Origin of the sequence: Klebsiella sp. CN_Kp075 (assembly GCF_040065055.2) — a bacterium.
In the GTDB taxonomy this organism is placed as follows: Bacteria; Pseudomonadota; Gammaproteobacteria; order Enterobacterales; family Enterobacteriaceae; genus Klebsiella; species Klebsiella aerogenes.
In genome coordinates this window covers 915,485-927,691 of record NZ_CM198050.1, presented here as the reverse complement: position 1 = coordinate 927,691, position 12,207 = coordinate 915,485, and the positions used below count along the sequence as shown (strand labels likewise).

The following is a 12,207-nucleotide window of genomic DNA, read 5'->3' as shown; positions in this document are numbered from 1 at the left end:
GTCGCCGCCGGTACTCTTCGTGGCCGCTATTTGATATAGGAATCCAGCACCTTCAGCACCACGTCCAAATCTTCTTCACGTTTCACTTCATCGCCTTCATGAACGATATGTTCCGTCAGATGGCCCTTGATCACTTCACGCATTAGTCCGTTTACCGCTCCGCGAATAGCGGCAATTTGCTGCAGCACGGCGGCGCATTCGTGCGGCTCATCCAGCATCTTTTTCAGCGCGCTCACCTGCCCTTCAATCTTGCTGGCTCTGGCCTGCAGCTTCTTTTTATCCCGAATCGTATGCGACACGTTAACCTCACTAGCGAACTCAATTTGTCGCTACGCAGATAACTTAATGAACAAGAAAACTAAACGAACTGTCAGTCCTGAGTCCGGACAGGAATATGCGCAGATGGTTGTTGATAGCGCCCTTATAACTGCAAGCCCGTGAAACGATGAATGGGTACCTGTATATGGTGATATGGCAGGACGAGGTTGGGCGACAAATCAGTAGCTATACATAGAGCTATAACAATAGCGTCAGACCTCACCGTCATGATGGTGGGCTGACGCTGGAAGGATCAGACAACAGATACCGTTTTACAGTAAAACTGTGGTCAATATTATTTGTCCACTACAGATTCAAGCACCTTCAAAGTGGTATTTCATGTCTGTGTCATGTGTCAGCTTGCTGAAAACCTGGTTGGTCAGTGAATCCGTCAGCGCCAGCGCATCTTTCATAGTTTTATCCTCAAAACCCTGTAAAAGCGCTTGTGCCTGTTTAGGCTGGGTTTTATACAGTTTAAGATAGTCCTGCTCCATCTCATGTTGGCGCACGGCTGTCTGTTCTTCAAAAGCATGGTAGGCTCGCTGAACATCGGGCGCATACTCATTGTAGTTCTGCATCACCAACGTCTGCAGCTTACGATACTTCCAGTTAACAGAATCATCACTTGCATGGTCAGTGCCTTTGTCATACCCCGGAAGATAATGCGAAATTCCCTGATAATAAGGTACATAGACGCTCAAGGCGGACATACCATAAGCCACATATTCCACTTCACCTATTTCTTTAGGCATATCAGGGCGAACCTGTAAAATGTGGGACTCCTGAGTACGGAAGACTGAGACTGGGCGGTATGGCTCCTTCGGATTATTATTGGCATAAGGATCGTGCGAGGTTCCTTGATAATGGTTGCGTAAAGCTTCTTTCACCTGATCCAGCGTGATCTTTTCTGCAGGTTTGAGAAACTCAGGGAAATGTTTTCCATCATCAATCGTCGTTTTCAACTGTGGATTGAACAAATGTTGTAACGTCCAAACCCGTGGGTAGTTATACACAACATCATTAGCTAAATCCTGAGAATAAGCTTTGTGAAAATCAAAGGCGCCATCTTTCGGATTATACAGCCCATGCTGTTTTGCAAAATCTACCAGTGTCGGTGAAGCCATATAGTTGGCACTATCTTTCGCGTTGTAATTCTGGAGACGGCCCTGATTTGCGCTGACAAAATAGCTGTCATTCGGTAAACGAACGGCCATCCACTGGTGACCACTACCGGTTTCCAGGTACCAGATATCATGCTGATCGACAAAGGCAACACCAAAACCCTCACCGGCCCCTTTCTCCTCAATAATTTTCCCCAGCAACTCCGCCCCTTCGCGAGCGCTGTGAATACGCGGCAGTAAAACGGTCTGAATAGCATCCTCAGTGATGCCGGTCTTTTCCAAATAAGGGTCAACCTTTAATGCCTGCTGGCCGTTGTAAATGGTTTCTGTTGCCGTTATCCCCACACCTACAGAGTTAAAACCTGCTTCTCCGGTCGACTTATCATTGGTATCAAAGTCATGAATAGCGGTATAGCGCAAAGCGTCTTTTGGCAGCGGCCAAGTGAAATCGTTAGTATGCCCCTTGAACACCCCTGTCTGATTATGCACAGCAGGATGGATCAGCATATGCTTGGCATTTGTCGCTGAGTAATCCTCATTGCGGGCAATAATAAATGAGCCATCTTTACTCGCCTGATTCCCAACCAGAATAGTGGTACATGCGCTTGCTTGACCGATAAACAGCATTGCGAGAGACGATGCAATGAGTGTCTTTTTCATATTAAATTTCCAGACTTTGTTTTGTATGATAAATCCGGAGTTAACTGTATTGGTTTATTACGCTGAATACAAAAATCAAATCAGTAAATACTGTTATACTTTGTAAGTATTTTTTTAATCCTTTAGGATTACCCCATCACACCTAAAAAACGGATAATTTTACAGCACCTGTACCAAATACAAACAAGAGTTTGCCTTAGGTGAATTTTCGCCTCATTGGGCAGCATGTCGGGTATCCTGGGTATTCTCCGAAGTTAACAATTTCGCGGGTTGTTTAATGTGGCATCTTCATTATTCCACATCCCTGACCTACAAATTTACTCACCGAAAGGTGTTTTTTTCGGCATGCCCCCAGGACAAATACCTTCGCGGAAAGATACCCTCACCTGCCTCCATAAAAGGAAAACCCATACCTGCAATCGAATCAAGTCGCCATTATTAGATTACTTCCAGTGAAGGAGTTCATAGCTGACAGGATTATCAGCACACTGCCCAGTGCCGCACTCCAGCAATGTGGACAGCAAATTTCCGACAATCAGCAAAGCGAATACAATATAAAGAATTTGCTTATATTTATTTACAAATGCAAGAATTAAGGAGTTCCTTAAACACAACGCTCTGCCACCTACGGCGATCATGACAGATATAGCAATAACCATACCCACAGATGCTACCAGTGCCCAGGTATAAAAATGCAATCCAAACAGCGCCGAACCATAACCAGGTGTACCTGGCGTAATGTGTAATAAAACCTGTCTACCAGCAATAATGCCAGTAAGTACACACCCCAGAAGAGAAAAACAGTAGTGAAGTCCTTTAATACCGAATCGAAGATTAAACAAAAATCCAAAACCGATAATAATTATCCCTACGCGCTGAAGAAGACATAGAGGACAGGGAAGTTCATCTTTGGAAAATTGATAGTAAAATGCTGTTAGCAGCATAACTGAAACACCAGTAAGCCCAGCAAGATTCAGAATCCAGTCTGATTTTAAATTTTCATACTTCATACAGGCACTCCACAATATCAGAAGAGTAAATTAAGCGGGTCACTGACGTGATGCACAAACGAAAGAATTGCAACAACAAATAACAAAAAGTAACATATATAACTAAGCCGCGCTTTATTAAATATCACACCGACCATGACAATCAATGCCATCAAAAATGGTAAGAACATATACATAGTAGTATTCTCTCTTGCCTTGGGTTAAGGCATATGGGTATGTAACCTGAAAGCTCAATCCTTAATGAGGATAGCATAATCAAATCTGAACTCCTAAGTTATTTCAGTCCCGGCAGGCCATAATTTTCTCTGAGGTTTAAAACCTAGCTCTTAATTTATCTCACACATTGTTAGAACATACTCAAACTGACATAAACTTGCAAAATTAAGAAACACTAACGCTTTTTCTTTTTTATTCATAAATACCCACAAGAAATTCACGGGTAAATGTCATAGAGTGATGGTGAACTTGCTGCTTTAGTTTCGGAGATTATGATTAGATGCGAATCTATTTACTGCCATTAATTTTTTGTTTATCTTTTATCGCAAATGCCACGGAAAAGGTAAGTAACAGTTTTTACCGTGAAGTATCACCGGCAAAGGTAGTTAGTCTGGGTGAAATTTTCAGTATTCGCCTTCCGGTGTCGCTTTCAACCGGATATTCGTGGATCGTGCGTTCTCTTCCACCTCAGGTCGCATTAACAGGAATGGCTTACAGCCCACCAAAACCTGGATTATGCCTGCCTGGATGCTCAGGCTCCACAATATTGTATCTCAAAGCCATTTCCCCCGGCGAAGGGATACTAAAACTTCAGTATGCCAGGATATGGGAAAAGCTGCCAAAACAGGTTCATATCACTGCCATCAATGTTTTAACTAAACAGGACATGAATAGAAAGACTAAGCGATGATGTTTGATCGTCATCAACCTAATTACCACAGTTAAGCACATGATGAAGAAGTTACTTAATCTCATTTTCCTGTTGTTCGTTTATCTTATTTCCTTCTATGCATATGCTGGACACAATGTCCACCATCTTTGGTATCGAAGAAATCACCATAAAACAACTTATCGGCATATTACGGTTAATGTCATTAAGAAAGATATTATGCGAGAATATTACAAATGGAAGGGTGTAAAATATCGTTGGGGTGGTAATAGTAAAAATGGAATCGACTGTTCAGCATTAATGCAAAGATTCTTTCGGGAAACACATTTATTCACACTCCCCAGAACAACATTAGGTCAGATAAACTATGGCCACAGGATACAAAAACGTCGCCTGAAGCCCGGCGACCTTATCTTTTTCAATATCAAGAAAAATGTTCGGCATGTTGGGGTTTACATCGGCCATAACAAGTTTGTTAACTCAGCAAAAAGTAAAGGTGTGACTATCTCGGATCTACGAAATTGTTACTGGCGGGCACATTATTATACTGCAAGGCGTATCCTTAGCTACTAAGTGAGGTGACTCATACTCCATGCAAATTAAAATGTCTCAATTGATCATTACCGCAACCACTGACATTTGTTAGCTCACAACGTAAGCGGCAGCGTGGGTTTCTCATTATTCGGACATGTGACATTGTAAGCACACCCATTTTAGCTCCACACATTTTTTAGAGTCCAGTTTTTTCAGCCATCACCGATACTCTTCCGGCGTCGGATTGTTCAGGGATTCATGAGACTGCTCGTTGTTATATTCCATCAGCCTGCGCTCTGTAATTTCCCGCGCTTCATTCAGCGTTCTGCACAGATAAGTTTCAGCAGGCAGTAAACCCGGTGAACATGTTTATGGCTCCGGGTATTACCCTGCCTGCACAGCAGTTGCAACAGCTTCTTAAAACCGTAGCGCGGGTAGCGTTCTGTCAGTCCTGTCAGGGCATGGATCACCGATTCATTACGCCGGGTATCGGGCTGATAAAAATACACCGTCCTGCTCAGCGATAACGTCCTGCCGGCCCGACATAAACCCATGGCAAATTGCGCCTTCAGATAGCTAACGAGTTTGCGCTGATTAAAGAACCATATTCACCGGCGGTACCGCGCTTTTATCGATCTGTTTACCTAAGGCCTCCAGCGCGGACTGATACGGGCATAACGTGCCTACGCTGGTCTGCTGGCAATCAGGCTGACGCCACTCCTGTTGCAGCATCGGGTGCTGACGATCCGGCATCTGCAGGCGTCGCAGGTCGTCCAGGCTTTGCGCCTGGAAATAGACGCGCAGATAACGTTCGCCATTTTTGCTGTTGCGCCAGCGCTCTATCACCAGACTGCTGCCCGGCGGAATATTGCCCCGGCTGTAACCGGGCAGCTGCCAGCTAAAATTCATCAGCGTGCGCACCATCGCGATATTGGTGTCATGAGCCACCAGCAGCAGCCAGCGTACGTTCGGCGTGGCGTCCGCTTTTACGCCGTCCAGCATCGCGTTGAGCAGCACCGAGCCGCGCTTTTGCGCGGTGTACAGCACGTCATTACTGAGATCGTAGTTTTCCGTTAACAGCGGCAGAATGGCTGTGATCTGGCTGGCGCGGGTAATCTTCCCCCACGCCAACTGGCTTAAGGGCAGGTTTTCACTCCAGCCCAGACGCAGCGTTTCAACCATATTGGCCATCACGCTCAGCCCGCTAATGGTGGTTTTACCGCTTTGGTTTTGCTCCACCTGCCAGGGCTTATCAAAAATGGGGCACGGTTTATCCTGTTGGCAAACCGCGGCTTTTAATAACTGGATCGTCGGCGCCAGCGCCTGCCGACGCTTCGCCAGATCGCCGGCTTTCGCCTTCACTTCCGCCAGCTGGCGGGCGGGATCGGTTTGCGTAGCCGTAAATTTATCGGTCTGGAACAGTGGGTCGGCATCACCGCTGACATAATGAATCGCCACGCCGCAGCCGGGAAATGCTCCATCCACCAGCGCCTGAGCGGTTGCCCGGGTACGCTGTAGCGGGCTGGCGCGAACATAAATATCCTCCGCGCTCGGACACTGCCCCTGCAGCAGGCCAAGCTGGCGATAATGCTGCCCTTCCGCGCGCCCTTTATTGGCGACCGCCGCATAGCCATGTCCGGTCAGCTCCCCATCGTGGGTGGTCCATTCGGTCCATGGACGCTGGGTCGCGGCTTCAATAGCTTCACGATTGCCGGGCGTTGGCGGACGAATGCCGTGGCGGCTTAACTCCACCACTTTTTCCAGTTGCCAGTTCGCCGCGACGGCGGATTGCATCGCCAACAGCGGCAGCGCACAGGCGATAAACAGGCGTAAAAAGCCCTGATGTCTTGCAGGCATCATAAAATCTTCCTTATCGATTAATAGGTTATGAGGAGAATGAAGTCTGCCGTTCGACGGCATGGCGTCGGGCGACGATGGCGGCGGTGGTAAAACAGAGTAACGCGGAACCCAATCCGGTGCCTATCCAGAACAACGCCAGCGTGCTGAAATCATAAATCGTTTTCCCGTTTTCGAGGATCGCGGTTTTATCGATAATGATCCCGGTCAGAAATTCACCCAACCCCGCCCCGGCATAGCTGGCGATGCCAATGGTTCCCAGCGCCGCCCCCGCCGCTTTGCGTGAAGAGATATCGACGGCGATCAATCCTCCGAGGAAACAGGTTAACGCGCCGATGGTCGCGCCGAAGACGATCATCGCCAGGATGTCGGTGTAGTAATTATGCGGCGACCAGAGCATTAAGGCGAAACCCGCGGTGTTGAGCAGGCTGATAAATCCGGCCATGACGCTGCGATTGCGCGGGAAAAAGCGGTCAGAGAGCATGCCGGCGATGATGGTCCCGGCGATACCGGCGATCGCGTTAACGCCGATGATGCCTGAAGCCTCAAGGGTGGAATAAGCTTTATCCTGCTCCAGAAAGAAGATCCCCCAAGAGTTCACCGCATAACGGTCGATATACATAAATGCCGATGCCAGCGCCAGCGTCCACAGCGCCGGGTTACGCAACGCCAGCAGTTGGTTTTTGAACACCGATCCCCGCGCTTCAGTCTCTTCCTGCGGTTCATCACGAATCACGTTAATGGAGGGAAAGCCGCTGCTCTGTGGCGAATCGCGCATAAACAGCAGCAACAGCACCACGCCAGCGGCGCCGAGCGCAGCCGTGGAGAGGTAGCCCATTTGCCAGCCAAAACCCGCGATCACCGCGGCGATCACCATGTAGGTCATAGCCTCGCCGATGTTATGCGCCGTGGACCAGATGGCGTAAAACGTTCCCCGCTCTTTAAAGCCGTACCAGCGCGCCAGCGAAACCGCACAAGGGCCGACACCCATCGACTGCGCCCAGCCGTTGATCCCCCAAAAGATAGCCAGCAGCATGGCGTTGGTGGTCATGCCCATCAGCAGGTTCATCCCGGCGCTGAGCAATAGCCCAAGGCTCATGTAGCGCACCACGTTGGCATGATCGGCGATAAAACCATTGACCAGTTTGCCGATGGCGTAGCTAAAGAATAGCGTCGAGCCAATCATCCCCAACTCCGTTGGGGTAATGCCTAATTCCACCAGCGCGCTTTTCGCCACGGTGAACGATAAGCGGCAGACGTAGAACGTCACGTAGGCCAGGGTCATGGCAATAAACGTTTGCCAACGTACCCGGCGAAAACGTTTTTCATCAAACGCGGCGCCCGCTTGCGGCGGCGACGCCCGGAAAAAATGAATAATTCCAGACATATAGTTTCTCCGACGGTCGGAGGCTTGACTGATTGATGTGCTTCGTCCGTGAGGGTCGTTATCGTTACTGTGTAGGGTACATAATCAGAAACAGCCCGAACCTGTAAGGGTTAATGTAATGGTTGAAGGATCATCTTTTGTAGTTGGGGATACAGCGTTTGGCTGGCCAGCAGCAGAGGGTTGCCGTGACGAATCCCCTCTTGCGCCAGAAAGTCGTTGGCGACGCCCCCGGCTTCGCGCATCAAAACCAGACCGGGTAAGGCATCCCACGGATTCATGTGCGGTTCATAGTAGCCAATCAGTCGCCCGGCGGCCGCCCATGCGCTCATCAACGCGCCGGAGCCATTGCGGATGAACATGCCGCCATCGCTGAGCAGCGCGTCAAGAAAAGGCAGGAATTCCGCCGGCGTCACCCGATGAGACGTTCCGACGCCCATCACCCCTTCTTTGACCGTTGCTGCGGGATGTGGGCGGATTGGCGTCTCATTGAGCCAGGCGCCATGGCCCCGTAGCGCGTGGAACAGTTCACGATGGTTGGGATCGTAGACGACGCCAACCACCGGCTCGCCGTCAACGACGATCGCCAGCGACAAGCACCAGGTATGCAGCCCATTCAAAAAACAGCTGGTGCCATCAATGGGATCAACCACCCATAGCACCCTGGCGTCCGGCATCTGCGTACCGCTCTCTTCGCCGAGAAAACCATCCTCCGCAAACGCGTCAGTAATGCGCTGTTTAACAAAGGCTTCTACGCGTTTATCGGCCACGCTCACCACGTCCTGTAGATCATTGCCCTTATGCTCTACTGTCAGCGCCTCGCGCTGCTGATAGTATTCGAAAGCCAGCTCGGCACCCGCTTTCGCCAGCTCACAGGCCAGGCGATAGCGGGCCTGTAGCGCAGAGGAATCCAGTGATGTCATCATTTACTCCTTTTGCACACGTGTGCAATTTTATTTAAAAAAGCCCCGAAGAGCGCAGTGAGTGTGGATGGATTTTAGCGATAATTCTGTGATCGATTCATCATAAAATGAATTTTTCATTTAGCGCTATTACGAATTATTAATTTCACAGCAACTTCACGGTGACGTGAAGGTTGATTGAATTTGGCGATCCGGCTGACCAGCATCTCCACCGCGTGATAAGCCAACTGCGTGGTATCCTGCTGGATAGTGGTAAGTTGATAAGGCTGCCACTCCGCCTGGGGAATATCGTCGAAGCCAATAATTGCCGGCAGGACGGCTGCTGGATTATCCGCTCGTAGCCCATCCATCGCCCCAATCGCCAGCATATCCGTGGCGCAAAACAGCGCCTGCAATCCTGGCCTTTCCGCGGCGAGCCGGCGAGCGGCCGCAAAACCGGACTGATAACCGCCCGTTTCGCAGAAATGCGGCGTAACAGCCAGCCCGCTGGCATGGCGGATAAATCCCTCGTAGCGCTGCCGGGTGCTGAAATTGTCGCGATTTTCGCCAATAAAACCGACGTCCCGGCACTGGCCTGCGTGCAACAGCTCAGCGGCCAGTTTCCCGCCGAGCGCGTTATCGCTGCTGACGCGGTCGCAGCCGGGAAGTTCAGCGTGACGGTTGATAAGCGTAACGGGGATTTTTCGCGCAAGATACTCCTCAGCCAGCTCCAGCGGCGGCGCGCCGGAGGTGATAATGACGCCAGCGACGTGATAGCTGAGAAGATGTTTTAGCGAAGGAGCTAACTGCTGCGGATCATCGGCGTTCATCAACAATGGCATAAATCCATGCAGCGCCAGCTGGTGGATCAGCGGCGCCAGCAGCTTACTGCGAAAAGGGTTATCGAACCCTGAAGTGATGATGCCGATAAAGTTGCTGCTGCCGGTGTTCATCGTACGGGCGATGATATTGACCTGGTAGCCCAGAGCTTCCGCGGCGGCCTGCACTTTGGCGCGGGTTTTCGGCGACACCGAGGCCCCGGGCGTGAAAGCGCGGGAGACGGCTGAACGGGAAACGCCGGCAAGCTTCGCCACGTCTTCTGCTTTAATCCATTTTTTATCGTTCATCACTTTGATTTTTCAGTGAAATCCATCAGGCATAGATGTATCGCTCAACACATTACCCTCGTCACGCTGAAGGCTATGTGTCCCGAGAACACTTTGGCTTTCACTATACCCTGAATCGGGTCGGTGATGCCGGTCAACCGGCGCAGATAATGACATTTTTTATTATCACGTTAACTGAACAGAAGTATAAACTTTTCGTGATATTGTTTCTTTCGTTCGCGCACCAATTATAATAATTATCATGATTCTTCATAAAGAAATAAAAGCGCGGTTAAAGAAAAAACGTAACCAACTAAATTATAATAATTTTATTATGAAATTTATTTCATAAACATTATGTTATAAGAACTTAAATATAATAACGTTAACGGTTAGATATTAATAACAACCCTATATCTTCACGATATTAAACGTGTTCCGCGCGATATATTGCGCGTGACGTGAAATAAAACTTAACGATGGAAACGTCTATGTCAAAACTGGATTTCCGATCCAAAAATACCTGGCGCGCGCTGGCGTCCATCGCGGTCATCGTCGGGGCAACGGCGGCGGCATTCGCCTGGACCTCAGGCTGGCTGGGCTCGCGAACCACCAGCCAGTCATTAGTCCCCGATCCAGACAAGCCGTTTCCTGCCGGGTTCCGCCGGGCACACGGTAAAGGGATCTGTTTTACCGGGACGTTCGAGCCAGCCGGTCCAGCCGTTGCTTATTCCACCACGCGGCTCTTTTCACAGTCGGAGACCCCCGTTGTAGGGCGATTCTCCATTGGCGCAGGTAATCCGCACGCGGCTGATAATTCAACGAAAACCCTGAGCATGGCGCTGCTACTGAAAACGGACGATCAACAGCAATGGCGTATGGCAATGAACAACGAGCCCTACTTCGCCACGCGAAACCCGGAGGGCTTTCTTGCCATGAAAAAGGCCACCGCCGTCGACCCGACCACCGGTAAGCCCGATCCGCAGCGCCTCGCCGCATTTTTACAGGACTACCCGGAAGCCGGTAAATATTTGCAGTGGGCGGCGCAAAAGCCAGCGCCAGGCGGCTTTGCCGGGGCGACATTTTATAGTATTAACGCTTTCTATCTCGTGAACGCCGACCGCCAGCGCCAGCCCGTACGCTGGATGATGCGGCCGCACGATCCATTTGTCTCTATCCCTGATGAACAACGACAGAGAGCCGACCATAACTTCCTGTTCGAACAATTACAGCAGCGGCTTTCTCAGCATCCCATTTACTGGGATTTGGTATTGCAACTCGCCCAACCTGGCGACGCGGTGGATGACCCTTCTCAGCCATGGCCAAACGATCGTCAGCAGGTCGTCGCCGGTACGCTCAAAGTCACCCAACTCGTCGCCCAAGCCGAAGGGGCCTGCCGTGACGTTAACTTTGATCCCTCCATCGTGCCTGCTGGAGTAGAGGTCTCTAACGACCCCGTCTTAAATGCGCGCTCTGGCGCCTATTCGCATTCCTGGAGCCGTCGCGAACGGGAAATTGGCTACGGCAAAGCAACCGAAGCCGTGCAAAAACAGGAGGTTAAATGATTTCGAATAAACCTGACCAAGAGCGCGCGCCGCAGCATTTCAACCCTCTGGCGAGATATCTACATTGGCTGATGGCAATCATGATCCTGGCCATGCTGTTCATCGGCGCCGCCATGATGACTTCATTACACCACCGCATTTGGTTGGTGGATGTACATCGGCCATTGGGGATCGCTATTTTGCTGCTGGCGCTCATCCGCCTGGCCAACCGGTTTTATAGCCGGCAGCCACCTCTTCCTGCGGAGCTCTCACGCTGGCAGGTACTGGCGGCAAAAGCGTCACACTGGGCGCTGTACGCGCTGATGCTGGCAATGCCTTTGCTTGGCTGGGCGCAACTGTCGGCTGCGGGCGTTCCGATTGTTATGTTTGAAGGACTTAACCTTCCGGCCATTACCCCGACCAGCCCGGTGCTTTTTGCCTGGTTTCACGACGCCCATCGCCTGTTAGCTAAACTGCTCTTTGCGGTGGTGTTGCTACATCTCTCGGCGGCATTAGTGCACGCATGGATATTCCGCGACGGCGTGTTTGCCAGCATGGCAAAAAGCGCTAGCTGGTCCAGTGAACCACCTGTAAAGCGGTGAAATTTAATAACAAGGTTCGTTGAAGTAAAAATAAGGGGCTTCGGCCCCTTATTTTTTGCATTCGAAAACTCTGCAGCCACTCACTATAGCTCTCACCTATAAAAATTAGCCCGTCCGTTATTTATTGCGCAATCACCAATAGCGTTGATGATTAAATAAAAAAGGGGACGGAGTGAATTACCCAATCACTGTTTAAAAAACATACAGAAATTAATATATATTCGCGCATATCATTTTCAAAAAATGATGTAGATCATATTCCCGCACCTGCCCTGTGAAAAAA

The 12,207-nt window shown here is 50.0% G+C and carries 12 protein-coding genes and 1 pseudogene; 4 read left to right on the top strand and 9 right to left on the bottom strand.

Translation table 11 applies throughout. The annotated features are described in order from the left end of the window. Positions 1-26 precede the first annotated feature (26 nt). From rcnR to ABLV78_RS04460, 4 genes are all read right to left on the bottom strand, one after another. Positions 27-299 carry a Ni(II)/Co(II)-binding transcriptional repressor RcnR gene (rcnR, locus tag ABLV78_RS04475; protein ID WP_015369853.1) on the bottom strand — a complete coding sequence of 91 codons (273 nt, stop codon included), beginning with the start codon at positions 297-299 and terminating at the stop codon, positions 27-29. Between the two features lie 333 nt (positions 300-632). Beyond that, the gene (locus ABLV78_RS04470) at positions 633-2,099 is read right to left on the bottom strand and encodes a C69 family dipeptidase (RefSeq protein ID WP_047044144.1); all 1,467 of its coding nucleotides are present in this window, start codon (positions 2,097-2,099) and stop codon (positions 633-635) included. A 443-nt stretch (positions 2,100-2,542) separates the two neighbouring features. Beyond that, positions 2,543-3,109: a disulfide bond formation protein B gene (locus ABLV78_RS04465; RefSeq protein ID WP_047044142.1), complete on the bottom strand. Its 567-nt coding sequence runs from the start codon at positions 3,107-3,109 to the stop codon at positions 2,543-2,545. Between the two features lie 17 nt (positions 3,110-3,126). Next, positions 3,127-3,246, bottom strand: coding sequence for a DUF5993 family protein (locus tag ABLV78_RS04460; RefSeq protein WP_242436977.1), 120 nt, complete (start codon positions 3,244-3,246; stop codon positions 3,127-3,129). Positions 3,247-3,605: 359 nt separating this feature from the next. On the opposite strand from ABLV78_RS04460, the gene ABLV78_RS04455 reads away from it, so the two are divergent. Both ABLV78_RS04455 and ABLV78_RS04450 read left to right on the top strand, forming a co-directional pair. Next, complete coding sequence (locus ABLV78_RS04455; protein ID WP_072058204.1) at positions 3,606-4,016, top strand: protease inhibitor I42 family protein; 411 nt, start codon at positions 3,606-3,608, stop codon at positions 4,014-4,016. 39 nt (positions 4,017-4,055) lie between these two features. Then, complete coding sequence (locus ABLV78_RS04450) at positions 4,056-4,568, top strand: NlpC/P60 family protein (RefSeq protein WP_196796337.1); 513 nt, start codon at positions 4,056-4,058, stop codon at positions 4,566-4,568. Between the two features lie 296 nt (positions 4,569-4,864). On the opposite strand, the pseudogene ABLV78_RS04445 reads toward ABLV78_RS04450, so the two are convergent. The 5 genes and pseudogenes from ABLV78_RS04445 to ABLV78_RS04425 all read right to left on the bottom strand — a co-directional run. Next, a pseudogene (locus ABLV78_RS04445) lies at positions 4,865-5,122 on the bottom strand (IS3 family transposase); the annotation flags it as partial. Position 5,123: 1 nt separating this feature from the next. Next, complete coding sequence (locus ABLV78_RS04440) at positions 5,124-6,389, bottom strand: histidine phosphatase family protein (RefSeq protein WP_047044140.1); 1,266 nt, start codon at positions 6,387-6,389, stop codon at positions 5,124-5,126. 25 nt (positions 6,390-6,414) lie between these two features. Continuing rightward, entirely contained in the window at positions 6,415-7,773 is a 1,359-nt protein-coding gene (locus ABLV78_RS04435) for an MFS transporter (protein ID WP_049056553.1), read from the bottom strand. Positions 7,774-7,883: 110 nt separating this feature from the next. Beyond that, positions 7,884-8,693: an inositol monophosphatase family protein gene (locus ABLV78_RS04430; protein ID WP_047043988.1), complete on the bottom strand. Its 810-nt coding sequence runs from the start codon at positions 8,691-8,693 to the stop codon at positions 7,884-7,886. Between the two features lie 116 nt (positions 8,694-8,809). Continuing rightward, entirely contained in the window at positions 8,810-9,766 is a 957-nt protein-coding gene (locus ABLV78_RS04425) for a LacI family DNA-binding transcriptional regulator (protein WP_161801926.1), read from the bottom strand. A 503-nt stretch (positions 9,767-10,269) separates the two neighbouring features. On the opposite strand from ABLV78_RS04425, the gene ABLV78_RS04420 reads away from it, so the two are divergent. Both ABLV78_RS04420 and ABLV78_RS04415 read left to right on the top strand, forming a co-directional pair. Then, positions 10,270-11,343 (top strand): catalase family peroxidase, encoded by a 1,074-nt coding sequence (locus tag ABLV78_RS04420; protein ID WP_047043992.1) that lies wholly within the window; start codon positions 10,270-10,272, stop codon positions 11,341-11,343. Further along, positions 11,340-11,924 (top strand): cytochrome b, encoded by a 585-nt coding sequence (locus ABLV78_RS04415; RefSeq protein WP_047043995.1) that lies wholly within the window; start codon positions 11,340-11,342, stop codon positions 11,922-11,924. Before ABLV78_RS04420 ends, ABLV78_RS04415 begins: the two co-directional genes overlap by 4 nt. Positions 11,925-12,207 lie beyond the last annotated feature (283 nt).

Bases quoted from the DNA above. Each gene is read 5' to 3' on its own strand.
- ABLV78_RS04470 (WP_047044144.1), bottom strand. From the start codon at position 2,099: ATGAAAAAGACACTCATTGCATCGTCTCTCGCAATGCTGTTTATCGGT.
- ABLV78_RS04465 (WP_047044142.1), bottom strand. From the start codon at position 3,109: ATGAAGTATGAAAATTTAAAATCAGACTGGATTCTGAATCTTGCTGGG.
- ABLV78_RS04460 (WP_242436977.1), bottom strand. From the start codon at position 3,246: ATGGTCGGTGTGATATTTAATAAAGCGCGGCTTAGTTATATATGTTAC.
- ABLV78_RS04455 (WP_072058204.1), top strand. From the start codon at position 3,606: ATGCGAATCTATTTACTGCCATTAATTTTTTGTTTATCTTTTATCGCA.
- ABLV78_RS04450 (WP_196796337.1), top strand. From the start codon at position 4,056: ATGATGAAGAAGTTACTTAATCTCATTTTCCTGTTGTTCGTTTATCTT.
- ABLV78_RS04440 (WP_047044140.1), bottom strand. From the start codon at position 6,389: ATGATGCCTGCAAGACATCAGGGCTTTTTACGCCTGTTTATCGCCTGT.
- ABLV78_RS04435 (WP_049056553.1), bottom strand. From the start codon at position 7,773: ATGTCTGGAATTATTCATTTTTTCCGGGCGTCGCCGCCGCAAGCGGGC.
- ABLV78_RS04430 (WP_047043988.1), bottom strand. From the start codon at position 8,693: ATGACATCACTGGATTCCTCTGCGCTACAGGCCCGCTATCGCCTGGCC.
- ABLV78_RS04420 (WP_047043992.1), top strand. From the start codon at position 10,270: ATGTCAAAACTGGATTTCCGATCCAAAAATACCTGGCGCGCGCTGGCG.
- ABLV78_RS04415 (WP_047043995.1), top strand. From the start codon at position 11,340: ATGATTTCGAATAAACCTGACCAAGAGCGCGCGCCGCAGCATTTCAAC.